22 protein-coding genes and 1 pseudogene are annotated in these 22,449 nt (G+C 65.5%); 9 read left to right on the forward strand and 14 right to left on the reverse strand.

Translation table 11 applies throughout. The annotated features are described in order from the left end of the window. Positions 1-52 precede the first annotated feature (52 nt). Both GR303_RS17890 and GR303_RS17895 read right to left on the reverse strand, forming a co-directional pair. Positions 53-226 (reverse strand): hypothetical protein, encoded by a 174-nt coding sequence (locus GR303_RS17890; RefSeq protein ID WP_161724747.1) that lies wholly within the window; start codon positions 224-226, stop codon positions 53-55. 3 nt (positions 227-229) lie between these two features. Next, entirely contained in the window at positions 230-448 is a 219-nt protein-coding gene (locus GR303_RS17895; protein WP_161724745.1) for a hypothetical protein, read from the reverse strand. 126 nt (positions 449-574) lie between these two features. Here GR303_RS17895 and GR303_RS17900 point away from each other — a divergent pair, with 126 nt between their 5' ends. After that, complete coding sequence (locus GR303_RS17900) at positions 575-802, forward strand: hypothetical protein (RefSeq protein WP_161724742.1); 228 nt, start codon at positions 575-577, stop codon at positions 800-802. 59 nt (positions 803-861) lie between these two features. Here GR303_RS17900 and GR303_RS17905 read toward each other — a convergent pair whose 3' ends face one another. The 4 genes and pseudogenes from GR303_RS17905 to GR303_RS17920 form a co-directional block, all read right to left on the reverse strand. Further along, positions 862-1,569, reverse strand: a complete 708-nt coding sequence (locus GR303_RS17905) for an outer membrane protein (RefSeq protein WP_161724740.1) — start codon at positions 1,567-1,569, stop codon at positions 862-864. 296 nt (positions 1,570-1,865) lie between these two features. After that, positions 1,866-2,288, reverse strand: a complete 423-nt coding sequence (locus GR303_RS17910) for an NUDIX hydrolase (RefSeq protein ID WP_161724737.1) — start codon at positions 2,286-2,288, stop codon at positions 1,866-1,868. A 60-nt stretch (positions 2,289-2,348) separates the two neighbouring features. Continuing rightward, on the reverse strand, positions 2,349-2,840 hold the full coding sequence (locus GR303_RS17915) for a hypothetical protein (RefSeq protein ID WP_161724735.1): 492 nt from the start codon (positions 2,838-2,840) through the stop codon (positions 2,349-2,351). Between the two features lie 55 nt (positions 2,841-2,895). Beyond that, positions 2,896-3,258 (reverse strand): annotated as a pseudogene (locus GR303_RS17920) (phasin); the annotation flags it as partial. Positions 3,259-3,459: 201 nt separating this feature from the next. Between GR303_RS17920 and GR303_RS17925 the strand changes: the two are divergent. Beyond that, complete coding sequence (locus GR303_RS17925; RefSeq protein ID WP_161724730.1) at positions 3,460-6,108, forward strand: PAS domain-containing sensor histidine kinase; 2,649 nt, start codon at positions 3,460-3,462, stop codon at positions 6,106-6,108. Positions 6,109-6,271: 163 nt separating this feature from the next. After that, positions 6,272-8,995, forward strand: coding sequence for a bifunctional acetate--CoA ligase family protein/GNAT family N-acetyltransferase (locus GR303_RS17930; protein WP_161724728.1), 2,724 nt, complete (start codon positions 6,272-6,274; stop codon positions 8,993-8,995). A gap of 169 nt (positions 8,996-9,164) precedes the next feature. Here the strand turns inward: GR303_RS17930 and bfr are convergent, their stop codons facing one another. The 7 genes from bfr to GR303_RS17965 all read right to left on the reverse strand — a co-directional run bounded on the left by bfr (position 9,165) and on the right by GR303_RS17965 (position 14,180). Then, positions 9,165-9,650 carry a bacterioferritin gene (bfr, locus tag GR303_RS17935; RefSeq protein WP_161724725.1) on the reverse strand — a complete coding sequence of 162 codons (486 nt, stop codon included), beginning with the start codon at positions 9,648-9,650 and terminating at the stop codon, positions 9,165-9,167. A gap of 82 nt (positions 9,651-9,732) precedes the next feature. Then, a complete protein-coding gene (locus GR303_RS17940) occupies positions 9,733-9,990 on the reverse strand; it encodes a (2Fe-2S)-binding protein (RefSeq protein WP_161724722.1) in 258 nt (85 codons plus the stop codon). A gap of 118 nt (positions 9,991-10,108) precedes the next feature. Next, positions 10,109-10,678, reverse strand: coding sequence for a putative glycolipid-binding domain-containing protein (locus GR303_RS17945; RefSeq protein WP_161724719.1), 570 nt, complete (start codon positions 10,676-10,678; stop codon positions 10,109-10,111). 76 nt (positions 10,679-10,754) lie between these two features. Further along, on the reverse strand, positions 10,755-11,426 hold the full coding sequence (locus GR303_RS17950; protein WP_161724718.1) for a LutC/YkgG family protein: 672 nt from the start codon (positions 11,424-11,426) through the stop codon (positions 10,755-10,757). After that, positions 11,423-12,856, reverse strand: a complete 1,434-nt coding sequence (locus GR303_RS17955; protein WP_161724716.1) for a LutB/LldF family L-lactate oxidation iron-sulfur protein — start codon at positions 12,854-12,856, stop codon at positions 11,423-11,425. Before GR303_RS17955 ends, GR303_RS17950 begins: the two co-directional genes overlap by 4 nt. Positions 12,857-12,865: 9 nt before the next feature. Then, the gene (locus GR303_RS17960) at positions 12,866-13,645 is read right to left on the reverse strand and encodes a heterodisulfide reductase-related iron-sulfur binding cluster (protein WP_161724713.1); all 780 of its coding nucleotides are present in this window, start codon (positions 13,643-13,645) and stop codon (positions 12,866-12,868) included. 148 nt (positions 13,646-13,793) lie between these two features. Then, positions 13,794-14,180, reverse strand: a complete 387-nt coding sequence (locus GR303_RS17965; RefSeq protein ID WP_161724710.1) for a c-type cytochrome — start codon at positions 14,178-14,180, stop codon at positions 13,794-13,796. 135 nt (positions 14,181-14,315) lie between these two features. Between GR303_RS17965 and GR303_RS17970 the strand changes: the two genes are divergently transcribed. From GR303_RS17970 to GR303_RS17995, 6 genes are all read left to right on the forward strand, one after another. Continuing rightward, positions 14,316-15,749, forward strand: coding sequence for an FAD-linked oxidase C-terminal domain-containing protein (locus tag GR303_RS17970; protein WP_161724707.1), 1,434 nt, complete (start codon positions 14,316-14,318; stop codon positions 15,747-15,749). Then, complete coding sequence (gene glcE / locus GR303_RS17975) at positions 15,746-16,930, forward strand: glycolate oxidase subunit GlcE (protein ID WP_161724704.1); 1,185 nt, start codon at positions 15,746-15,748, stop codon at positions 16,928-16,930. Before GR303_RS17970 ends, glcE begins: the two co-directional genes overlap by 4 nt. A gap of 63 nt (positions 16,931-16,993) precedes the next feature. Continuing rightward, positions 16,994-18,349: a glycolate oxidase subunit GlcF gene (glcF, locus tag GR303_RS17980; protein ID WP_161724701.1), complete on the forward strand. Its 1,356-nt coding sequence runs from the start codon at positions 16,994-16,996 to the stop codon at positions 18,347-18,349. Between the two features lie 250 nt (positions 18,350-18,599). Then, positions 18,600-19,964 (forward strand): chromosome partitioning protein ParA, encoded by a 1,365-nt coding sequence (locus tag GR303_RS17985; protein WP_161724699.1) that lies wholly within the window; start codon positions 18,600-18,602, stop codon positions 19,962-19,964. A gap of 123 nt (positions 19,965-20,087) precedes the next feature. Continuing rightward, positions 20,088-20,687, forward strand: coding sequence for an NUDIX hydrolase (locus GR303_RS17990; RefSeq protein ID WP_201752126.1), 600 nt, complete (start codon positions 20,088-20,090; stop codon positions 20,685-20,687). A 55-nt stretch (positions 20,688-20,742) separates the two neighbouring features. Beyond that, positions 20,743-21,447 carry a DUF2076 domain-containing protein gene (locus GR303_RS17995; protein ID WP_161724694.1) on the forward strand — a complete coding sequence of 235 codons (705 nt, stop codon included), beginning with the start codon at positions 20,743-20,745 and terminating at the stop codon, positions 21,445-21,447. A gap of 131 nt (positions 21,448-21,578) precedes the next feature. Here the strand turns inward: GR303_RS17995 and GR303_RS18000 are convergent, their stop codons facing one another. Beyond that, a complete protein-coding gene (locus GR303_RS18000; protein WP_161724691.1) occupies positions 21,579-22,307 on the reverse strand; it encodes a L,D-transpeptidase in 729 nt (242 codons plus the stop codon). Positions 22,308-22,449 lie beyond the last annotated feature (142 nt).

The following is a 22,449-nucleotide window of genomic DNA, read 5'->3' on the forward strand; positions in this document are numbered from 1 at the left end:
CCGCCGAGACCGCTCCTCTTAACCCGTTGATGTTAGCGGAATCTGAAGATCCTCAGCCGCTCGATTCCTTCTGGCTTCCCGAGATCTGACGGCCGCGCCTTTCCGCCTGTTCCAAAGCCTCCGCCAGCAGGCGCCGTCCTTGCAGAAGGCTCTGTTCATCGGGTGCGGACAGGCTCAGCACGGCAAGAATCCTGTCTGCTTCCATCTCGTGGCGCGCATCGGGCATGGCTCAACCTCCGTTCAAGCTCTGCCGGTGCAACTGCCAAGCGTTGCGCGCGGTTCCGAAGGCTTGCAGCCAAGCGCCGGTCTCAAAACCGCCCACCTTGATCGCGACAAGATGCAGCCACGGCAAGCCTTGCCATTCGGAGAAAAATGTAATACAATTACATCGATCACCAAAGCATAGTTGTAGCACCAGAGGCGCGGCGAGTTCATTCGCTGCCGCCATGCGTTTCATTCTCCTTACTTTGCTGTCCGCGGGGCGATGATCCTGGCTGGCAGAACCTATCAGTGCCCGTTTTCACCCATTGCGCGTTCAGACATGATTCATCGCAAGCTTGGCAGGGATGGTCCCATGACAGCCAGCGGACCAGACCCCTTGAAAGACGCTCTCGATCTCCAGGAGCGGGTGCGGGTGTTGAGAGCTCTTCTCGAGCTGCAGCGCTGGCAGGTCGAGGTGCTGAACAAACGGCTCCATCCGCCGACACCGGCAGGAATCGCGGCTCGGCGGCTTCTCGCCATCAAGCACGCCGAGATGAAGAGGCCGGATCTCAAGATTCCGAAGGGCGTCAACGATCCTTGAGTCAATGAAAAAGGCCCGGTGATCTCACCGGGCCTTCGACTTTCGATAAGGATTGGACGCTAGTTGAACTTGTAGTTCACGCCGGCGCGCAGGACGCCGAACTCCGCATCGCGATCCACGTTCACGCGGCCACCGAAATTGTAGTTGTCCTTGGTGTCCACATCCACATACAGACCCTCGACCTTGGCGGTGAAATTGTTGGTGATGGCATATTCCACGCCGCCGCCCAGGGTCCAGCCCCAGTTGATCTCGTTGCCCGTATGGTGGCCGAGAACCGGATCGTAGCCGCGGTTGCCGCCGATGTCGCCGTAGGCGAAGCCGGCGGTGCCGTAGACGAGTGCGCGGTCGAAAGCCACGCCGGCACGGGCACGGAGGGTGCCGAAGAAGCCGTCGGAATCGCCCGGGTAGTAGGTCGTCCCGTAGGAAGCGCCCTTGTTGCCGACGGCGGCGTATTGGAGATCCGTCTCGGCGCCGGCCACGAACATGCCGAACTGGTAATTGTAGCCAACCTGCGCACCGCCGACGAAGCCGCCACTGCGCTTGCCGGAGACCGTGCCGAAGGCCGGATCGTAATAGCGGCTGCTGCCCACGTTCCAGCCGTAGCCTGCGTTCAGACCGCCGTAGAAGCCCGTCCAGGTGAAGACCGGCATCGCATTATAGGCAGGGGCTGGGGAGTAGCGGGACGGAAGATCGGCCGCATGGGCGTTCGAGGCCGCAAGGGCGAGAGCCGCTGTGGCAGCGAGCAGTCCAAGAGCAGAGTTACGCATAACTGTATTCCGTGCTTGATTGGCAGAAGTCGCTAGGCATTTGTTGCCTGTCGCGCTCACTCATAAAAGATTGTGAGAGAATGTTTCAATATCCTCGCGTGCCAGCGATGCGACTATGATTGACGCATTATAAACATTTACTTTTCATCAACCATATCGGCCGGGTTCGTCTTGAGATCAGGCGCCGATTATGTGCAGATCGGATCATGAAGTTCGGCCGGTCAGGCCTCAAAGCCAGAGACGAAACTTGGCCTCGCCCGTGACCCGGAGCGAGGCCTTTTTCGTGGCTCGGATCGTCAGGATTCGAGAGCGTGAGCACGCCTGGCGACGGCATCCACATCGACGCTCATGGGAAGCGCGCCCGGGTCAAGATCCGCCAGGGCAAACCAGCGGGCATCGAGCGCGTCGTCGCCCGCCACAGGCTCGCCCGATACCCAGCGGCATCGCACTGCGATCAGGACATAGTGCTGCAGCATTTCGCCGGAGGCGTCCTTCTCAAGGATGTCGAGGGTGGTGATGACATCTCCGGCCTCGGCGAGCACGCCGGTCTCTTCGAGAAGCTCCCGAACGGCCGCGGCCTTCACTGTCTCTCCGAAGTCGATCTTGCCGCCCGGAAAGCCCCACAGCCCCGCATCGGGTGGGTTGGCCCGCCGCACCAGCAGGGTCCGATCATCGTGGATGACAACGGCGATAACCGCCGGAACGGGAATGCGGCGCATGAAAAAAGGCCCGGCCTATGGCGGCCGAGCCTTAGCGCATGATGATGCGTTTCGGTAGTGTCAGCGGCCCTGCGTCTGGAATGCCGACTGCAGGGGCTCGAGGCTCCGGGTGAACCAGAGCGCCGTCGTCTCGGCAATGTCCTTCCACTGGGCGGAGGCCGTCTCGTAGGCCACGCGGGTTGCGTGGCTGTGCGCCTTGATGGCCTCCGGCAGCGGGGAGGGGTTCAGCGCCGAGCGCCACAGGTCCACGGCAACGTCGCTCTGCACGGTGAGGGCATCGATGATCTTGCCGTTCACCTCGAGAGCGCCCTTGGCCGAAGCGGCGACGGTTTCGCCCATCGCCTTGCGGAGGGCGTCGCTCTGCTTGCGGGCGGAGGCGAAGAGGGCCGCAGCCTCGACCGGCTTTGCAGGAGCCTCGGCCTGTGAAGCCGGCTTCGTCTGGGTGACCGTCTCGGCCGCTTCTGCAACAGAGGCGGCGGCCATCTCGACAAGATCGGCTTTCTGAGTGCTCTTGCCCGGACCCTTGGCCCGCGTCTTCTTCGTTTCCGTCATGGTGACGTCCTCGCAGGTTTCTTAGAAAAGAAGACTCTTACTTCTTGGAGCCCGGCTGCTTCATGGCCGATTGCGCCATGGAGCCGAACTCCTTCATCTGAGACTGCATCGCCTCGAACTGCGTGCGGACGAACTCAGCCTGGATCTGCATGGCTTCCTGCATGTCCTTCGCACGCACCATGCGCTGGGCCAGGTCGAAGGCCGCAGCGAGGTTCTGCTCGGCATAGGTGAAGGTCTTGCGGGCGGCGTCGCGGGCGCTCGCCTGGACCGTGTTCGCCGAACCCTCGAAGGTGTCGGCCGTCTTCTGGGCGGCGCTCATGAAGCCGTCGATGGCCTTGCGGGCCTGCTCGACGCTCTTCTCGGCGAAGTCGCGCATTTCGGCGGGGATCTCGTAAGTGGGGGTCTGGTTGTTGGCCATAGCTTGCTCCTCATCATTGGTGTTTGTGCAGTGCAATATCACATTGTGCAGCGCAAAATCAACTCCCTTGAAGCGGTGCCTATTAAGGTTACCTCAAAGTAAATGGATTCAAGTGTTCCGCCTTGCATGCTTGGCCGCCGGGATTAGTCTACAACCCTCTCAACCGATGAGACTGCGACTGGTCGAGGCACAAGGCCGTTCATGACGGAAGCTCCCAATCCCTTCGAGGCGCTGGTGGCGCGGCTCGCCGCCGAGCCGGAGCTTGGCCTTCTGGCCAGGCCCGGAACGGGCGTGCTCGTTTGGGACGAGGAGGGAGAGAGGCTGCTCTGGACCTCCCCCGCCGCCCGGGAGCTGGGACAGGCTCTTACCGGAGCGGATGCCCGGATCGCGGCGGATGTCCGCGCCCGCGACCGCCTTAGGGCCCTTGCCGGCGGCATGGCCCCGAGACAGGGGGCAAGGCTGGAACGCCTCAGACTGGATCCGGCCAGGCCTTGGCTGCCCGTGGCTTGTCTCTGCCGCCTCGACTCCCTCGACGATGGCCGCACGGTTCTGGTCACCGCCCTCACAAGTCCTGTGCCGAAAGTGGCCGCGCGCTCCCGCACGGCTGACCAGGCGGTCGGGCGATCCGCTCAGATCCGGACGGCGATCGATGGCAACTCCGAAGACGAGACCGGGCAGGGCAGGGCATCGGGCCCAATTCGCTTCATCTGGCACACGGATGCTCAGACGCGTTTCACTCATGTGTCACCTGATCTGGCCAGGGCTGTCGGCACCGAGGCTGGGGATATCGTCGGGCGGACCTGGGAGGAGGTGACCCGCTCTGTGGCCGAGGATCCTGATGGCGCCGTGGCGGACCTCTTCGCGCGTCGCGAGACCTGGAGCGCGCGCACGGTGTTCTGGTCTGTCGACGGGTCAAGCCTGCAGGTTCCGGTCGATTGGGCCGGCATGCCGGTCTTTGGAGACGAACGTCACCTGATCGGCTTCCGGGGCTTCGGTCTCGTTCGGATGGATGCGGCTCGGGAGCGGGAGCAGATCGCCGGCGACCTCCTTGCCCAGAGCCTGGCCAAGGACGAGACCCTGCCCTTCCGGCCCCCCGAAGAAGCATTGCCGGAGCAGCCGGACACGGCCAGCACGCGTTCGGAGGAAGAGAGCTGGTTTGCCAGCCTGCGCGACCAGGTAGCCGAGGCGCTCTCGAACCCCAGTCCACCCGAGCAGCAGCCGAGCGAGCCGTCCAGGCCTGCCGAGAAGCCTGCATCGACCCTGTCCACGGCCGAGCGCAACGCCTTCCGCGAGATTGCCAAGGCCTTGGGCGCCCGCCTGGACGACAGCGAGCCTTCGTCCGAAGGCCCCTCCGCCACGGCGGAGCCTGTGCCCGCAGAGGCCAATACGCCTAACCCTGCCACTCCACCCACTCCCGGTGACCACATCCTCGACCGGCTGCCGATCGGCATCCTGGTTCACCGGGGCGAGCGCGTCCTGTTCGCCAACCGCTTCCTTCTCGACCTGACCGGCTACGAGGGCGCGGAGCAGGTCCAGGACGAGGGCGGGCTGGTGCACCTGTTCCGAGGCTCTCCGGCCCTGGGCGGGTCGGGAGACGAGGATTCCGCCCTTGCCCTGACGACCCGCACGAACGAGAACCTCGCCGTCAGCGTGCGCTCCTCGACCGTCGACTGGGAAGGCGAGGAGGCGGGCCTCATGGTCATCCGCCGGGTGTCCAGGGCGGAGGCGCCCCAGGACGGCCGCATCCAGGAACTGGAGGCAATTCTCGACACGGCCACGGATGGGGTGATCGTGCTCAACGAGACCGGGCGCATCATCTCGCTCAACCGCTCGGCCGAGGCGCTCTTCGGCTATGACGAGCGGGCGGTGGCGGGCGACGCCATCACGGTCCTGCTCGCGCCAGAGAGCCACATGGTCGCCCTCGATTACCTGGAGAGCCTGCGCTCGCCGGGCGTGGCGAGCCTGCTCAACGACGGGCGCGAGGTGGTGGGCCGCGAGCGGCAGGGCGGCGCGATCCCGCTCTTCATGACCATGGGCCGCTTGGGCGACGGGCCGGACCGCCGGTTCTGCGCGGTGCTGCGCGACATCACCGTGTTCAAGAAGGCGGAGGGCGAGCTGATCGGCGCCAAGCATGCCGCTGAGGAGGCGAGCGCCCAGAAATCCGATCTCCTCGCCAAGATCAGTCACGAGATCCGCACGCCGCTGAATGCCATCCTCGGCTTTGCCGAGGTGATGCTGGAGGAGCGCTTCGGACCCATCGGCAACGAGAAATACAAGGAATACCTCAAGGACGTTCACGCCTCGGGCTCGCATGTGATCAGCCTGGTGAACGATCTCCTGGACCTCGCCAAGATCGAGGCAGGCCGGCTCGAGCTGTCGTTCACGGGCGTGAGCCTCAACGATCTCGTGGCCTCCTGCGTCACCCTCCTGCAGCCGCAGGCGGCGCGGGACCGCATCGTCATGCGCATGAGCTTCGCCCCCAAGCTGCCCCCGGTGGTGGCGGACGAGCGCTCCGTGCGCCAGATCGTGCTCAACCTCGTCTCCAACGCGATCAAGTTCACCGATGCGGGTGGGCAGGTGATCGTCTCCACCGCCATGACCGACAGGGGCGAGGTGGCCTTCCGGGTTCGGGACACCGGCATCGGCATGACGCCCGAGGAGGTAGAGGCCGCCCTCGAGCCCTTCCGCCAGCTCGCCACCGCCCGCAGGAGAGGCGGCACCGGCCTCGGCCTTCCGCTCACCAAGGCCCTTGTCGAGGCGAACCGGGGCGCGCTGCAGATCTCGAGCCGGCCCAGCGAAGGCACCCTGGTCGAGGTGATCTTCCCGCCCACGCGGGTTCTGGCGGAATAGTCCGGGGATCCTGGCCGCTTCCGGGGCAGCATCAGGTATGGAGGGCCGAAGGAGCGCCGGCCTGCGATAGATCAATCACATCGGCGCGTCTTGCGGTTAGAGGCAGGCGCAATAGGTTCTGAGAGCCGATCTGGCCTTAACGTCCCGAGACGAAGGATCGCCGATGTCCACCTATCGCCTCGACAAGCTGCTCGCCCCGCGCTCCATCGCAGTCGTCGGTGCAAGCCCGCGTCCCGGGTCCCTCGGGCTGACCTTCCTGCGCAATCTCATCGCAGGAGGCTTCGAAGGCGACATCTTCCCGGTCAATCCGCACCACGTCGAGATCGAGGGCCTCGCCTGCTTTTCTTCCCTGTCCGACGTTCCGGAGGTGCCTGACCTGATCGTCGTCGCGGTGCCGCCCGAGCGGGTGCTCGGCGTCATCGAGGAGGCCGGGAGCGTGGGCGTGAGCGTCGCCATCATCGCAACGGCCGGCCTGGGCTACGGCGAAGGATCCTTGAGCGAGAAGGTGAGGCTCGCGGCTCGCGCGCAAGGATTGCGCATCGTCGGTCCCAACTGCATCGGCGTGCTCGCGCCCAGGGCCAAGATGAATGCAAGCTTCGCCGCGCACAGCGCCAAGCCGGGTGACCTGGCGCTCGTGTCCCAGTCGGGTGCGGTGGCGGCAGGCCTCGTCGAATGGGCGGCGCAGAGGAATGTGGGCTTCTCGGCCATCGTGTCCCTCGGCGACAAGATCGACGTGGATTTCAGCGATTGCCTGGACTTCTTCTCCGCCGACAGCGGCACGCGGGCGATCCTGCTCTACATCGAGTCCATCGGCAACGCGAAGAAGTTCATGTCCGCGGCCCGCGCTGCGGCGCGCGTGAAGCCGGTGGTGGTCATCAAGGCCGGCCGCCATGCGCAGGGCGCGAAGGCCGCCGCGACCCACACGGGCGCGCTGGCGGGATCGGATGCGGTCTATGACGCCGCCTTCCGCCGCGCCGGCCTGCTGCGCGTGCTCGACCTCGACCAGCTCTTCGCCGCCGCGGAGACGCTGGGGCGGCAGAAGCCGTTTCCCGGAAACCGCCTTGCAGTGCTCACCAATGGCGGCGGTGTCGGCGTGCTCGCCGTGGATCGCTTGATCGATCTTGGCGGGACGCTCGCGACCCTGTCGGAAACGACGCGCAATTCGCTCAACGCCCTGCTGCCGGAGACATGGTCCCGTGCGAACCCGATCGACATCATCGGCGATGCCAATCCCGAGCGCTATGCAGGAGCCCTGGAGGCGCTGCTCGCCGACCCGGAGAACGATGCCGTCCTCATCCTCAACGTGCCGACGGCCGTGGCGAGTGCCACGGATGTGGCGAAAGCCGTCGTCGACGTGGTGAAGCGCGACAGGGCCAGGGGCTATCGCCAGAAGCCGGTCTTCGCCGCCTGGATCGGCGAGGATCCGGAATCGGCCCGCCTCTTCGAGGAAGCGCGCATTCCGCACTTCACCACCGAAGCCGATGCGGTGCGGGGCTTCATGCAGCTCGTGCGCTACCGTGAGGCGCAGACCCAGCTGATGGAGACGCCCGACGACCTGCCCAAGGATTTCGAGCCCGACACGAAGGCTGCGCGCGCCATCGTCGAGCACGTGCTGGCGCAGAACCGGCGCTGGCTCGATCCGCTCGAGGTCGATGCCCTGCTGAAAGCCTATGATATTCCCTCCGCGCCGGTGATGCTGGCGACGACGCCGGACGAGGCTGCGGAGGCAGCACGGCCGACCATCGCGGCGGGCGGCACCGTCGCGGTCAAGGTGCTCTCGCCCGACATCGTGCACAAGTCCGACATCGGCGGCGTGCAGCTCGACCTCACGACCGAGGAGGCGGTGCGCCGGGCCGCCGCCGACATCTTCGAGCGCGCCGCGCGCCTGAAGCCGGGGGCGCAAGTGACCGGCGTGACCGTTCAGCCGATGGTGCGCCGGGCCAAGGCCCGCGAGCTTATCGTCGGCCTCGCCGACGATCCCGCCTTTGGCCCCGTCGTGCTCTTCGGCCGCGGCGGCACGGCCGTGGAGGTGATCAACGACAAGGCGCTGGCCCTGCCGCCCCTCGACCTCAACCTGGCGCACGATCTCATCGCCCGCACCCGCGTCTCGCGCCGTCTCAAGGCCTACCGGGACGTGCCCGCAGCGGACGAGGGGGCGATCGCCCTGACCCTGGTGAAGCTGGCGCAGATGGCGGCCGACCTGCCCGAGATCCGCGAGCTCGACATCAATCCGCTGCTCGCCGACCACACCGGCGTCATCGCCGTCGATGCCCGCGTGGCAGTGGCCCCCGAGCTGCGCAAGGGCAGCGGGCATCCGCGCTTTGCCGTGCGCCCCTATCCGAAGGAGTGGGAGCGCACGCTCGGTCTGCGCAACGGGCGCAGAGCCTTCGTGCGGCCCGTGCGGCCGGAGGACGAGGACGAGTTCCGTCGCTTCTTCGAGAAGATCACCCCGGAGGACCTGCGCCTACGCTTCTTCGCGCCGGTGCGCGACTTCAGCCACACCTTCCTCGCCCGCCTGACGCAGCTCGACTATGCGCGTGCCATCGCCTTCGTGGCCTTCGACGATGAGACGGGCGAGATGATGGGCGCCGTTCGCCTCCATGCGGATGCGAACCATGAGACGGGCGAATACGGCATCCTGCTTCGCTCGGATCTCAAGGGGCTCGGCCTCGGCTGGGAGCTGATGCGCCTCATGATCGAATGGGCGAAGGCTGAAGGATTGCGCGAGGTCGAGGGACAGGTGCTGCGCGAGAATTCCACCATGCTCGACATGTGCCGCAGCCTCGGCTTCTCCATCCGGATCGATCCGGACGATCCGGAGCTGCGCCTCGTCACCCTGCCGATCGCATCGATCGAGGAGCCGGGCAAGCTTGCGAAATCGACCTGAATGCAAAAAGGCCCGCCGTGGGCAGGCCTTCAGTTTCTCTACGATCCTCATCCTGAGGAGGACCGTCAGGTCCGTCTCGAAGGATGGGGCGCCTCCAGTGCTCTCTGGAAACTCCTTCGAGACGGCGCTCCGCGCCTCCTCAGGATGAGGTTGGTTTTATAAGTGATCGTCAGTGGTCGTCTTCGAGACCGCCGATGTGCTTCTGGGCGTAGAGTTCGAGGCCGATCTGCTCGACGAGGTTGAGCTGGGTCTCGAGGAAGTCGATATGGCCTTCCTCGTCTGCCATCAGCTCCTCGAACAGGTTCTTGGACACCCGGTCGCCGATGCTGTCGCAATAGGCGGCTGCCTCGCCGTAGAGGTTGCGGGCCTCGTATTCCGCGGCGAGGTCGGATTCGAGGATTTCCTGAATGTTCTGGCCGATACGCAGGGGATCGAGCACCTGCAGGTTGGCGAAGCCTTCGAGGAAGATGATGCGCTCGATGAAGCGATCCGCGTGATGCATCTCCTCGATGGATTCCTTGCGCCAGGTCTTCGCAAGCTCCTTGTAGCCCCAGTCGTCCAGGAGCCGGTAGTGCAGCCAGTACTGGTTGACCGCCGTCAGCTCGCTGCGCAGGCCGCGATTGAGATACTCGATTACCTTGGGATCACCCTTCATCCTAACCCTCTCGTCCATACGGCGCCGGATGCGCCAAACGACTCTTTAGAGGATTTGTGAACTAGGGTGGAAGCCTATTTGTTCAAAGAGTGGGTTCGGCGGCCGCTTTTTCGAGGGCGGTGGGACAGCAGCCGCGCCGGCAGGCGGCGACGGGCTCCACGCCAGCCTCGGCGAGAGCCTTGTCCATGATGGCGCGGATCGTCCGTGCGCAGCGCCCGCAATCGGGGCTGCAGCCGAGGCAGCGATAGACCTGCGCCGGGGTGCGGGGACAGTCCGGCCCCGGCTTGAGGCAGGCCTTCACATCGCCGTCGGAGAGGATGTTGCAGGAGCAGACGATCATTTGTTGTTCTAGTTTAGAATGACTAAAAACTACATGCGATTTCAAAGACTTAGCCCAGACAGTGGCAAAGCGCCAGCACTATCTCCTGTGCCGAGATGTCACGGTTGAGCGAGAATGGTCAGCCCAGGCGCTTGAACAAGCCCGGGTAATCTCTCACGAAGCCATCCTCATCCACGGGGAGGTCTGCGGTGAACCCGTCCTCCAGACTCTCGAACCGATAGAGGGAACCGGCCTCGAGCGCCGTGTAGCGCTGGCCGGCTGCCGAGACGATCAGATCAGGCAGCGAGATGTAGCAGAGGCGGATCTGCATGCTCTCTCCGGTGTCGAGATCGAGGCGCCGGATGGGGAGGGTATTCGTGAGCGGGGTCGCCTGAATGTCGACGTCGATGCAGCCCTGGAGGTCTGGCCGGTCCTTGCCGCTCTCCCGCCAGTGCCCTCGACCATCGCTCTCCAGGTGCAGCGCGTGACCGGAGGTGGTTCTCAACTGAACCTCCCTTGTGTGCCACAGGGCATCCAGCTTGAGACGGTAGGACAGGCCGAACTGGGTCTCATCCTCCTGGGCGATCACCACGCCGGAGATGTCGAGCCCGCCATCGGCTGGGCGGATGTCCACATGCTCCAGCCCCGCCTCGTAGCCGTCCCAGGCCGACCAGCGGATGGTGCGGAAGATCAGTGTCGGAATGGACATTCCGAAGCTCCAAGCGTTACGGCTGCCTTTCGTGAGATTATGGCCCAGCCGGAAAGCTTGTCGAATCAGGAGTGAGTCAGTCCCGCACCACCACCACATGCAGGCGCCGCGGTCCGTGGGCGCCGAGCAGCAGGGTCTGCTCGATGTCGCCGGAGCGGGACGGGCCGGTGATGAAGTTCACCGTGCGCGGCATGGAGCCCTTGCCATAGGCGAAGCGGATCCTGTTCCAGACGGATTCGTAGTCGCCCGCGATGTCCTTGGCCGAAACGACGATGATGTGGTTGTCGGGCAGGAAGTTCAGGGTGGATGGGTTCTCAGGACCTGAGACCATGGCAAGCGTGCCGGATTCGGCGATGCCGCCGAAGGCATGGCTCACCGCGTTCAGATCGCGGCCCTCGCTCGGTCCATGCGCGATCTCGAGCGCCGTGTCCGCCCAGGGCATGGCCTTGAGTCGCGGATCGTCGCCCATGCGGAGCGTCGCGGGCAGATTGTGGTTGCGCAGGAACAGCGCGATGGATTGCGGCACCTCAGCGGCGGAGGCGACTTCCGTCACCGTCGCCAGCGAAGTCTCGACCATGGTTTTGAACAGCGCGATCCTCTCCTCGCCCGAGACCTGTCCGCGCTTGGGGATCACGCCCCTTGGCGAACGCTCGAGGCGGTCGGCCACGATCTGCTGCCGGATGGTTTCGCTGCCCTTCACGCCGAGCGAGCGGCGGATGTTGGCGAAGATGTCGTCGCGGGAGCTCATGCGGAGGCTCCCTTGCGCTCTCGCTTCCAGCGCTGCTGGAACGTTTCGCCCTGAGGGGCAGGGAAATCGCGCACCTTCGTCCAGCCCTTCGCCATCGGCAGCCAGGCGAAGCGCCCGTGCCGGCGACCGGCGAGGGCCAGGGCACCCATGGCCGCGCGGGTTGCAAGACGATAAAGGGCCGGGCGCTTGGCGAAGAAGCCCCAGAGTTTTAGGCCCGAGCGCACGGTCGCGGGCGTCAGGTGCCGTTCGAACTCCCGCTCGCGCCAGTGGCGCATGAGCTTCGGCAGCGGGATGCGCACGGGGCACACGCTCTCGCAGCGCCCGCAGAAGGTGGAGGCGTTGGGCAGGTGGCCCGCCTTGTCGACGCCGATCAGCGACGGCGTGAGAACGGCCCCCATAGGGCCGGGGTAGACCCAGCCATAGGCGTGCCCGCCCACCGCATGATAGACCGGGCAATGGTTCATGCAGGCGCCGCAGCGGATGCAGCGCAGCATCTCCTCGAAGGCCGTGCCGAGCATGGAGGAGCGGCCGTTGTCGAGAATGACCACGTGGTAGTTCTCCGGCCCATCCGCATCGGCGCTGCGGCGTGGGCCGGTGGAGAAGGTGGTGTAGACCGAGAGCTCCTGGCCCGTGGCCGAGCGGGCGAGCACGCGCAGCAACTGGCTCACATCCTCCAGCGTCGGCACGAGCTTCTCGATGGAGGCCAGCACGATATGCGTCTTCGGCAGGATCTGGGTGAGGTCGCCGTTGCCCTCGTTGGTGACGATGATCGAGGTGCCGGTCTCGGCCACGAGGAAGTTGGCGCCGGTGATGCCCACATCCGCTGCGAGGAAGCGCTCGCGCAGCACGGCGCGCGCCTCGGTCAGGAGCTGCACGGGCTCGGAGAGGTCGCGCTTGGCGTCGAGATGCGTATGGACGCGCCGGAAATCCTCCTCCACCTGCGTTGCATTGAGGTGGACGGCGGGCGCGATGATGTGGCTCGGCAGCTCGTTGCGCAGCTGGATGATGTACTCGCCGAGATCGGTCTCGACGGGCGTGATGCCGTTCGCTTCCAGGTGGTGGTTGATCCCGATCTCCTCGGAGATCATGGACTTGCCCTTGGTCACTGTCTTCGCGCCGGCCTCGCGGCAGATGCTCAAGATGATCTCGCGGGCTTCCGCCGCGTCGCGGGCGAAATGCACATGCCCGCCCGACGATCTCACCTTCTCTTCGTAGGCTTCGAGGTAGAGGTCGAGATGCTCAAGCGTATGGTTCTTGATGTCGCGTGCCGAGTCCCGCAGCGCCTCGAATTCCGGCAGCTTGTCGGCGGCCATCTGGCGCTTGTCGATGAAGCCCTGCTTCACGTTGCCGAGCGCCCTCTGCAGCTGCGCGTCGTTCAGCGCCCGTGTGGCGTTCTGCTTGAACTGGGGGGAGGTGGACTGAACGGTCATGGCGGGCCTCTACTTCGCGGCCGGGTTGCGGGCGACGCCGATCGCCGGCTCGTCGGTCATGCCGGCCAGGACCTCCGCCACGTGGCGCACCTGGACGGGGCTGCCGTCGCGGCTGAGCTTGCCCGCCATGTTCATGAGGCAGCCGAGATCGCCTGCGAGCAGGGTGGGGGCCTGGGATGCCTCCACGTTCCTGGCCTTGGCCTCGACGATGGCGCCGGAAATGTCGCTGTATTTCACCGCGAAGGTGCCGCCGAAGCCGCAGCAGACGTCGCTGTCCTTCATCTCGACGAGGGTGAGGCCCTCGACGCTTGCCAGTAGCCTGCGCGGCTGAGCCTTCACGCCGAGCTCCCGGAGGCCCGAGCAGGAATCGTGGTAGGTCACGGCCCCGGCGAAGGAGGCATCGACCTTCGTGACGCCGAGCACGTCCACCAGGAAGCTCGTCAGCTCATGGGTTTTGGCCGCCAGGGCATCGGCCTTGGCGCGCCAGTTCGGATCCTCTTCGAAGAGCTCTGGGTAATGCGCCTTGATCATGCCCGCGCAGGAGCCGGAGGGCGCGACCACGTAATCGTAGCCCTGGAAGGCCTCGATCGCCTGCATCGCAAGGTCGCGGGTCGTGCCTCGGTCGCCCGAGTTGTAGGCCGGCTGTCCGCAGCAGGTCTGGACGGGCGCGTCGACGATGCAGCCGGCTTCCTCCAGGAGCTTCACGGCTGCGAAGCCCACGGAGGGGCGCATCAGATCGACGAGGCAGGTGACGAAGAGGCCGACACGGGGCTTGGAGGGAACGGGCACTGCTGAAGAGCTTTCCGGTGGTTTGACCCTATCACCATCATTCCTGATCGGGTCGGGTCAAGAGGATGTTCTGTCCCGGGCTGGAGCGGCCTGGGCCCGCGAAGAGCCGCCCCGGATGACCGGAGCGGCTGTCGGGGACAGCGGGCGCCTACTGAACCTTCTTGCCCGAGGCGTCGAACTGCTTGAGGTACGCGACGAGGTCATTGATGCGCTGCTCGTCCTTCAGGCCCGCATAAACCATCTTGGTGCCGGGAATCTTGGCCCGCGGGTCCTTGATGTAATCCCGGAACGTGGCCTCGTCCCAGGTCAGGCCCGAGTTCTTGTTGGCCGGAGAGTAGTTGTAGCCTTCAACCATTCCTGCCTTGCGCCCGAAGAGGCCGTTCAGGACCGGGCCGACGGCGTTCTTGGCAGTCTCGCCGACCTGATGGCAGGCCCTGCATTGGGCAAACACCTTCTCGCCATTGGCCGCGTCCTGGGCCTGGGCAGATCCGAGCCCGGCGAGCAGCAGGGCGGCGGGTAGTACGAAGGAACGCATCAAAAACTCCTTTGCTGGACACCTGTCGCATCCTAGAGAGATTCTACATTATGTGGACGACGCCCTCGGGAAAAGGCGCCTTATGGCCAAGGTAGCCATGCCTCGGGTGCAGCCCACGACCCTGCAGGAGGGGCCATGACCATTGCATTTCCGAAACCGGACGAGGCGGTTCTGGCGCGCCGGAGGGAGATCATCGAGGGGCTGGGGCGCCTTGTCGCGTCGGAGGCCCTGATCGTCTCCGAGGACGAGCGCCGGGCCTTTGAGACCGACGGGCTTACCGCCTATCGCCAGATGCCGCTGGCCGTCGTCCTGCCCTCCACGACGCAGGAGGTCTCGAGCATTCTGCGTTTCTGTCATCAGCAGGGGGTGAAGGTGGTGCCGCGCGGGGCGGGTACGTCCCTGTGCGGCGGCGCGATCCCGCAGGAGGACGCCATCGTGCTGGGCGTCGCCAAGATGAACCGGGTGCTCGACATCAGCTTCGAGAATCGCACGGCCCGGGTGCAGGCGGGCATCACGAATCTCGCCATCAGCCAGGCGGTGGCGCACGAGGGCTTCTTCTATGCCCCCGACCCGTCGAGCCAGCTCGCCTGCACGATCGCGGGCAATATCGCCATGAATTCCGGCGGCGCCCATTGCCTGAAATACGGCGTGACCACCAACAACCTGATGGGCGTCACCATGGTGCTCCTCGACGGCACGGTGGTGGAGATCGGCGGCGAGCATCTCGACAGCCCTGGCTACGACCTTCTCGGTCTGATCTGCGGCTCGGAAGGCCAACTCGGCGTCGTCACGGAGGCCGTGGTGCGGATCCTGCGCGCGGCGGAAGGCGCGCGCCCCGCGCTCTTCGGCTTCGAGAAGGCGGAGGATGCGGGCGCCTGCGTCGCGGCGATCATCGGCGCCGGCATCATCCCGGTGGCGCTCGAATACATGGACAAGCCCGCCATCCAGATCTGCGAGGCCTTCGCCCATGCGGGCTACCCGCTCGACGTGGAGGCCATGCTGATCGTGGAGGTCGAGGGCTCGGATGCGGAGATCGACGACATGCTCCGCCGCATCGTCGCCATCGCGGAACCGTTCAAGCCCAAGACCATGAAGGTCTCGCAGTCGGAGGCCGAGAGCGCGGCGATCTGGAAGGGCCGCAAATCCGCCTTCGGTGCGACGGGACGCGTGGCCGACTATATCTGTATGGACGGCACCATCCCGACCGGGCAGCTGCCTTACGTGCTCCGTCGCATCGACGAGATCGTGAAATCCTACGGGCTCGGCGTCGCCAACGTGTTCCATGCCGGCGACGGCAACCTGCATCCGCTCGTCATGTTCAACACCAACGTGCCGGGCGAGATGGAGAAGGCCGAGAAGGCGGGTGAGGACATCCTGAAGCTCTGTGTCGAGGTCGGCGGCTGCCTCACCGGAGAGCATGGGGTGGGTATCGAGAAGCGCGATCTGATGACCTATCAGTTCAATGCGGTCGATCTCGAGCAGCAGATGCGGGTGCGCGGCGTGTTCGATCCCCGCTGGCTGCTCAATCCCGCAAAAGTGTTCCCGCTCGAAGGAAGGTTCGCCGCGTGACCGTTCATACTCCCCGCGACGAGCAGGACGCTTCCATCATCATCCGCGAGGCGGCCGACAAGGGCACGCTGCTGAACGTGTCCGGCAACGGCACGAAGGCGCCGATGGGACGCCCGAACCAGACCGACGCCTCGATCTCGTCCTCGGGTCTCACCGGGATCACGCTCTACGAGCCGGCCGAACTGGTGATCTCGGCCCGCAGCGGCACGCCGGTGCTGGAGGTCATGCGGGTGCTCGCCGCAAAGGGGCAGGAACTGCCCTTCGAGCCCATGGATTACCGCTATCTGCTCGGAACGAAGGGCGAGCCCACCATCGGGGCCGTGGCGGCGATGAACATTTCGGGCCCGCGCCGCATCATGGCGGGGGCGGCGCGCGACAGCCTCATCGGCGTGCGCTTCGTCAACGGGCGCGGCGAGGTGGTGAAGTCCGGGGGGCGCGTGATGAAGAACGTCACGGGGCTCGACCTCGTGAAGCTCATGGCAGGCTCCTGGGGGACGCTCGGCTTTCTCACGGAGGTCACGTTCAAGGTGCTGCCGAAGCCCGAGCGCATGGCGACTCTCGTCATTCGCGGCCTCGACGACCGGCAGGCCATCGAGGCCTTGTCCACGGCTCTCGGATCGCCGTTCGACGTGACGGGTGCGGCGCATCTGCCAGACCGCGACCGGCGCGGCGGCAGTACGCTGATCCGGCTCGAAGGGTTCAGGGTCTCGGTGGATTATCGCATGAACGAGCTCAAGCGCCAGCTGAAGCGATTCCGGTTCATGGACATTCTCGAAGGTGTCGGAGCTGAGGCGCTCTGGCAATCGGTGCGAGATGCAACGATCCTGACCGATCAGGGCCAACGCGCGATCTGGCGCGTCTCCACCGCGCCGACCAAGGGGCCGGATCTTGCCGCCCACGTCGCCCAAGCTCTCGATGCCCAGTGGTTCTACGATTGGGGCGGCGGGCTCCTTTGGATCTCGACGCCGCTCGAAGGCGACGCGGGCGCTGCGATCCTGCGCGAGGCCACCCGAACCTTCGGCGGCCACGCCACCCTCGTGCGGGCACCCGCCGAGGTGCGCTCGGCCGTCGATGTGTTCGAGCCGCAGCCCGAGGCCCTGATGAGGCTGACCCGCGGAATCAAGGTCTCGTTCGACCCGGCGGGGATCCTCAATCCTGGGCGGATGTATGCAGGGGTGTAGTCAATGCGTGCAGTCAGCGTATTCTGAAGCCGGCCTTTGGCAGAAAGCTATTTTTGATCCGTCATGCAAACCAATTTCACCCCAGATCAGCTGAAAGACCCCGCCATGGCGGCGTCGGAGAAGATCCTCCGAACCTGCGTGCATTGCGGCTTCTGCACCGCCACTTGCCCGACCTATCTGCTGCTCGGCGACGAGCTCGATTCCCCGCGCGGGCGCATCTACCTGATGAAGGACATGCTGGAGAGCGGCAAACCTGCCTCGCCTGAAGTGGTGAAGCACATCGACCGCTGCCTCTCCTGCCTCTCCTGCATGACCACCTGCCCGTCGGGCGTGCATTACATGCACCTCGTCGACCATGCCCGGGCCTATATCGAGGCCACCTACACGCGGCCCTGGCACGACCGGCTCCTGCGCTGGGTTCTCGCCACCGTGCTGCCCTATCCGGCCCGCTTCCGCGCGGCGCTTGGCGCAGCGATGCTGGCCAAGCCGTTCAAGGGACTCATCGGCGCCCTGCCGCTGCTCGGCAATCGCCTGCAGGCGATGATCGAGCTCGCCCCGGCGCGGGTGCCGGCCCGCTCGCCCTTCGAACAGCCCGGCACCTTCAAGGCGCATGGGGAGCGCCGCGGCCGGGTGGCGATCCTGTCCGGCTGCGCCCAGCCGGTGCTCAAGCCGGGATTCAACGAGGCCGCCATCCGCCTCCTCAATCGCCATGGTGTCGATGTGGTTCAGCCCAAGGGGGAGGGGTGCTGCGGTGCCCTCGTCCACCATATGGGCCGAGATGAGGACGCTCATGGTTTCGCCAGGCGCAACATCGACGCCTGGATCGCCGAGATGGACGGCGAGGGGCTCGATGCCATCGTCATCACCGCCTCCGGCTGCGGCACGACGATCAAGGATTACGGCTTCATGTTCCGGGACGATCCGGCCTATGCCGAGAAGGCGGCCCGGGTCTCCGCCATCGCCAAGGACGTCACCGAATACGTCACGTCCCTCACGCTGATGGAGCCGGTGCGGGAGTCGGACCTCGTGGTGGCCTATCACTCGGCCTGCTCCATGCAGCACGGGCAGGCGATCCGCACCGAGCCGAAGACCCTGCTGAAGCAGGCGGGCTTCACCGTGAAGGACGTGCCGGAAGGGCATATCTGCTGCGGCTCGGCCGGTACCTACAATCTGCTCCAGCCGGAAATCGCCTCCCAGCTCCGCGCCCGCAAGGTCGCCAATATCGAGCGAACCAAGCCCGATCTCATCGCCACCGGCAATATCGGCTGCATGACCCAGATCGGTAAAGGAACCGAAATCCCCATCGTCCATACGGTCGAGCTTCTCGACTGGGCGACCGGCGGCCCCATGCCTGAAGCCCTGGAGGCGGCGGGCTTCGGGAAGCGCCCGACCCAGCCGTTAACCACTGCCGCAGAATAGGCCTGCTACCTTCTTACGCAACGAAATTTTGTTTCCGAACCGGGCGGCTCTGCGCTAAAAGGTAAGGAAAGGGTAAATTTCGAGAGAGCGTAAGGGCGGCACGATGTCTTCGGGTTGGACGTCTTTCCGGAACCGTTTCGGAAAAAAGCAGGACGAGGCGGCACCGGCCTCTCCGCCGGGGAATGGCGCTATGTCAGAAACGGCGTCTGCGCCGGCCGCCGCTCCCCCTGAAAGGGGAGAGCCACCTGTCGTGCGTCCCAACGGCATGCTCGACTCGGTCGGCCAGAAGAACGAGCTGATCCGGGTCCGCTTCGCCAACATGATCGACCGGCTGGAGGAGATCCGCAGCCTCAAGGAGGATTTCGCCCTCCTGAGCGAGCCGGTGAACGATCTCATCCGCCATTACCCGCAGCTCCAGTCCCGGCTCCTCGAGACGGAAGCGGTGCTCAAGCAGGAGACCGAGACCACCCAGACCCTCCGCCGGGAACTCGCCGATCTCAACAGCCTCCATGCCCGAACGGTCGACGACCTCACCGCCGCCGTCTCGCAGCTGCGCAAGGCGGAGGCCAAGGTGCGCGAGCAGGATTCCTACATCGAGGACCTGCGGCTGAACGTGAAGGACAAGGAGGCGATCGTCGCCGACCTGGAGAACCAGCTCTCCATCGAGACCGAGCGCGCCCGCAACATCACGGAAGAGAACCAGGCCCTGCGCCTCGAGGCGCAGGAGGCCGACCAGACGGTCGCCCGCGCCGAGCGCGAGCTGATCGAGACCCGCGAGCGGAACGGCCTGCTCGATCACGAGGTCAAGCGGCTGCAGAAGGTGGCGGAGGAGCAGAACTACCGGCTCTCCAGCCTGTCCAACCGTTATGCCGAGCTGGAGACGCAGCTCGAGTCCACGCGCCAGCGCGCCTCCGAGCTCGAGACCAAGCTCATGGCCGAGCAGGTGCTGCGCCAGCGCCTCGAAACCCAGATCGATTCCGAGCGCTCGGCGCACCAGACCGACATCTCCGCCCTGGACATGAAGATCGAGGGGCTCAACTCGCGCCTGTCGGCCACCGACAAGATCCTGGCGCATACCCGCGATCAGCTGCGCGACAAGAACGAGGCGCTGCGCGGGGTCGAACGTTCCCTGAAAGAGACCACCATCGAGAAGAACACCCTGGAGCGCCGCCTGGAAGCCACCCAGCAGGAGGTCGAGCGGCAGGTGGCCATGGTCAACGAGCTCCAGCGCTCGCGCATCGAGCTGCAGGAGCGCGTCGAAATGCTGGGGAAGGCCATCGCGGCCAAGGATTTCCAGATCGAAAGCTCCGACAACAAGGTGGCGAGCCTCACCGAGCGCATCGACCAGCTCACCAAGCGCTTCGAGCAGGAGCGCAGCGCGCTCGAGGCTGCCAACCGCCGCCTCACGGAGGAGCTGCAGAACGAGAAGGCCGAGCGCTCCCTCGTGCAGGGCGCCCTCGAGATCGCGCGCGAGAGCCGCACCAAGATCCAGAAGAAATACGTCGCCCTGCGCAAGAAGACCCGTCTCGACACCACGGAGGACGATCCCGCCCTCCTCGACGAGGAGGAGATCGAGACCAATGTCCGGCCCCTCAAATCGCCGGATGCCGAATAGCAGGCACCTTAGAGCCCCGCAGAGATGCGGGGCTTCTTGTTTGGCGAATTCACCCGTGGGATGAATGAGAGGCGCACCCGCTGCGCAAGGAGCATTGCCGCGTTCAGGAAAAGGCAGGGTGTCTTGGAGCCTCCCTTCGGTACAAGTTTCGACCCAGCCGCTTTTCGCGCGCATGTTCAAACCCTCCTGGACGAGCATGCACGAGCCTTCGGCGTTCCCGAGGACAGGCATGCGCTCCTGAGGCGGCAGATCGCCCGCGGGGACAGCATTCATTTCCGCCGCACCTTCCCCGGCCATGTCACCACTTCGGCCTTCATCCTCGATGCGGAGGGGAGGAGAATCCTGCTGATCCATCACCGCTCCCTCGGGCGGTGGCTGCAGCCGGGCGGGCATTACGAGCCGCCTGACGATCTGGCGGGCTCGGCCCTGCGCGAGGCGGCGGAGGAGACGGGAATGGACGGCCTCTGCCTCGATCCCTGGCATCGGCTATCCGGTATCCCCATCGACGTCGACACGCACCGGATCCCGGCGAGACCCGACCGGGACGAGCCCGAGCATTGGCATCACGACATCCGCTATGTGGTCCGAGCGGAAACGGTGGATAACCTCCGGCCCGACCTGCGCGAGGTGCATGGGGCCGCCTGGCGGGAACTCCACGCGTTGGAGGCGCTGGCTCCGCAGGCTCTGCGGAATATGCGTAGACTGGGTCTCACGCACCCCTAACAAACGCGAAGGCTATGCTTACATCTGTCTCCGATATCCCAGAAGGAGGCTTGCCATGAACGATCAGGAACGCCAGGTCATCAGCGACATCTTCCGACGCCTCGAGCAGGTGGCGAATCAGCCGCGCGATCCGGAGGCCGAGCGCTTCATCGCCGAGAAGCTGCGCCAGCAGCCCTATGCCCCCTATGCGATGGCTCAGGCGATCTTCGTTCAGGAGCAGGCACTGGCCAATCTCCAGGCCGAGAACGAGCACCTGCGCTCGGAGCTTGAGCAGGCGAGCCGCCGGCCGCAGGGCGGGGGCTTTCTCGCCAGCATCTTCGGAGGCGGGTCACGGCCGCCGGGGCCTGCTTACAACACCCCGCCGACGCGTCCGGCATCACCCTGGAGCCAGCCGCAGCACCATCCGCATCAGCATCATTACGGTGCGCCGCAGGGCGGCATGATGGGCGGTGCGCCCGGTCCCTGGGGCGGTGGCATGATGCAGCGCGGCGGAGGCGGCTTTCTGAGCACCGCCCTCTCGACGGCAGCCGGCGTCGCCGGCGGCATGATGATCGCCAATGCCCTGACTCATGCCTTCAGCGGCGAGAACAACCCCCTGAGCGATGCCTCGTCCCTGGCCGGACTCGGCGGCGCGGATCAGGCGGCCGATGCCGGCGGCCTCGGCAACATCACGGACTCCCTCTACCAGGCGCCGCAGGACAGCCAGCAGGACTTCTCCGACTTCGGCGGCGACGGGGGAGACGAGGGGGACTGGGCTTAACCCGTTTCGCCGATGCTCACGGGGAGCGCCCGCCCTCAGCCGCGTGCATCAGAACCGGGCGCTTTCCAAAAGAAGATGGCCGGGGCGAGCCCGGCCACGTCCATGTCATGTGCTGTCGTTCAGCGGCGCCGTCAGATCACGATCACGGGCGTCCCGACCTTCACGCGGTTGTAGAGGTCGACCACGTCCTCGTTGAGCATGCGGATGCAGCCGGAGGAAACGGCCTGGCCGATGGTGTGCGGCTCGTTGGTGCCGTGGATGCGGTAGAGCGAGGAGCCGAGATAGAGGGCGCGGGCGCCGAGCGGATTGTCGGGGCCGCCTTCCATGTAGCGCGGCAGATCGGGGCGGCGACGCAGCATCTCCGCCGGCGGGCGCCAGTCGGGCCATTCGCGCTTCATGGATACGGTCTGGCGTCCGCTCCACTCGAATCCTTCGCGGCCGACGCCGATGCCGTAGCGGATGGCGCGGCCGCCTTCCTGAACGAGATAGAGGAACCTGTTGTTGGTGTCGACGACGATGGTGCCCGGACGCTCAGTGCCGCGGTAGGACACGATCTGGCGCTGAAACTGCGGCGCGATGGCGTAGTCGATGCTGTTGTCGTAGCCGCCGGTATTTCCATAGTCCTGCGGGAGCGAGGCCACGACGCTGCCGGTGGTGCGCACGTCGGAGGGATAGCCTGCGACACTGGCCCGGCGCGATGACGGGCGGGTGACGAGAGGATAATCCTCCCTATAGCCGTCTTCCGTGCGGGCATAGGGATAGTCGTAGCTCGGCGCGATGTAGGTATTGCCGTAGAAGTGACCGTTCCTGGCGAGCGGCTGCGCGGAGGCCGCGGCAGGCAGGAGGACGGCCAAAAGCATTGCAGAGCAAGGAGTCCAAACGCGCATCGGTTTATCCTATAGCTGTGTTTGCAGAATAAACGGCAAGCGCGGCTTTTGTTTCCGCCAAGCCGCATGAATTTACGTGCGCCGGTCAGGACCCCTTTCCTGTCGATGTTTGAAA

The sequence above is a fragment of the Microvirga arsenatis genome, from assembly GCF_009910705.1.
GTDB lineage: Bacteria > Pseudomonadota > Alphaproteobacteria > Rhizobiales > Beijerinckiaceae > Microvirga > Microvirga arsenatis.

What these genes read in the sequence shown, in the direction of transcription:
- GR303_RS17890 (WP_161724747.1), bottom strand. Translation starts at nt 226, where the DNA reads ATGCCCGATGCGCGCCACGAGATGGAAGCAGACAGGATTCTTGCCGTG.
- GR303_RS17895 (WP_161724745.1), bottom strand. Translation starts at nt 448, where the DNA reads ATGGCGGCAGCGAATGAACTCGCCGCGCCTCTGGTGCTACAACTATGC.
- GR303_RS17900 (WP_161724742.1), top strand. Translation starts at nt 575, where the DNA reads ATGACAGCCAGCGGACCAGACCCCTTGAAAGACGCTCTCGATCTCCAG.
- GR303_RS17905 (WP_161724740.1), bottom strand. Translation starts at nt 1,569, where the DNA reads ATGCGTAACTCTGCTCTTGGACTGCTCGCTGCCACAGCGGCTCTCGCC.
- GR303_RS17910 (WP_161724737.1), bottom strand. Translation starts at nt 2,288, where the DNA reads ATGCGCCGCATTCCCGTTCCGGCGGTTATCGCCGTTGTCATCCACGAT.
- GR303_RS17915 (WP_161724735.1), bottom strand. Translation starts at nt 2,840, where the DNA reads ATGACGGAAACGAAGAAGACGCGGGCCAAGGGTCCGGGCAAGAGCACT.
- GR303_RS17925 (WP_161724730.1), top strand. Translation starts at nt 3,460, where the DNA reads ATGACGGAAGCTCCCAATCCCTTCGAGGCGCTGGTGGCGCGGCTCGCC.
- GR303_RS17930 (WP_161724728.1), top strand. Translation starts at nt 6,272, where the DNA reads ATGTCCACCTATCGCCTCGACAAGCTGCTCGCCCCGCGCTCCATCGCA.
- bfr (WP_161724725.1), bottom strand. Translation starts at nt 9,650, where the DNA reads ATGAAGGGTGATCCCAAGGTAATCGAGTATCTCAATCGCGGCCTGCGC.
- GR303_RS17940 (WP_161724722.1), bottom strand. Translation starts at nt 9,990, where the DNA reads ATGATCGTCTGCTCCTGCAACATCCTCTCCGACGGCGATGTGAAGGCC.
- GR303_RS17945 (WP_161724719.1), bottom strand. Translation starts at nt 10,678, where the DNA reads ATGTCCATTCCGACACTGATCTTCCGCACCATCCGCTGGTCGGCCTGG.
- GR303_RS17950 (WP_161724718.1), bottom strand. Translation starts at nt 11,426, where the DNA reads ATGAGCTCCCGCGACGACATCTTCGCCAACATCCGCCGCTCGCTCGGC.
- GR303_RS17955 (WP_161724716.1), bottom strand. Translation starts at nt 12,856, where the DNA reads ATGACCGTTCAGTCCACCTCCCCCCAGTTCAAGCAGAACGCCACACGG.
- GR303_RS17965 (WP_161724710.1), bottom strand. Translation starts at nt 14,180, where the DNA reads ATGCGTTCCTTCGTACTACCCGCCGCCCTGCTGCTCGCCGGGCTCGGA.
- GR303_RS17970 (WP_161724707.1), top strand. Translation starts at nt 14,316, where the DNA reads ATGACCATTGCATTTCCGAAACCGGACGAGGCGGTTCTGGCGCGCCGG.
- glcF (WP_161724701.1), top strand. Translation starts at nt 16,994, where the DNA reads ATGCAAACCAATTTCACCCCAGATCAGCTGAAAGACCCCGCCATGGCG.
- GR303_RS17995 (WP_161724694.1), top strand. Translation starts at nt 20,743, where the DNA reads ATGAACGATCAGGAACGCCAGGTCATCAGCGACATCTTCCGACGCCTC.
- GR303_RS18000 (WP_161724691.1), bottom strand. Translation starts at nt 22,307, where the DNA reads ATGCTTTTGGCCGTCCTCCTGCCTGCCGCGGCCTCCGCGCAGCCGCTC.